Origin of the sequence: Streptomyces sp. MS06 (assembly GCF_047200655.1) — a bacterium.
Classification (GTDB): Bacteria; Actinomycetota; Actinomycetes; order Streptomycetales; family Streptomycetaceae; genus Streptomyces.
In genome coordinates, this window is sequence record NZ_JBJZOJ010000164.1 from 1 (window position 1) to 567 (window position 567).

Consider the following 567-nt stretch of genomic DNA (forward strand, 5'->3'; position numbering starts at 1 on the left):
CGGGAGGGGATGTCCCACCGCTGCACGGTCGACGCGTCCCGTACCTCGATCGTCCACGGCGGCACCGGATTCGGATTCGGGTCGCCGGTCTCCGGGGGCGGCTGGGTCATGACGTGTAGGTGGTGACGATGACCAGGCCCGCGCCGCCGACCGCGCCGGATGCGGCCGGCTCGCTGTTGCCGTTGGAGCCGCCGGCCGCGCCGCCGCCCCAGTCGTAGCCGTCGAAGCCATTCGCGGTCCCACTGAAAATCGTGTTTCCGCGGCGCCCGCCGGCCCAATGCGACGATCCGCCCGTGTTGTACTTGATCGGCGCGCCCGAGAGGACCATCCCGTTGCCGCCGTCGTTGCCGGGAATGTGCAGGTCACCGCCAGTGCCGCCCTGCCCGCCGAGACCGCCGTTGATGACGAGATTCGTCGAGGAAGCGGCGCTGCCGAAACCGGCGCTGCCGCCATTCGCGGTGACCAGGCTGGAGCCGAAGCTGCTGGCGCCGCCGTTGCCGCCGTTGTTGGCGCCGGCAGACCCGGCTGTGCCGCCGGCGCCGACCGTGACAGCCTCGCTCGAACTCA

The 567-nt window shown here is 71.6% G+C and carries 1 pseudogene; it reads right to left on the bottom strand.

Annotation, left to right across the window (positions count from 1 at the left end):
* Nucleotides 1-106 precede the first annotated feature (106 nt).
* A pseudogene (locus ACL02U_RS32955) lies at nt 107-567 on the bottom strand (hypothetical protein); the annotation flags it as partial.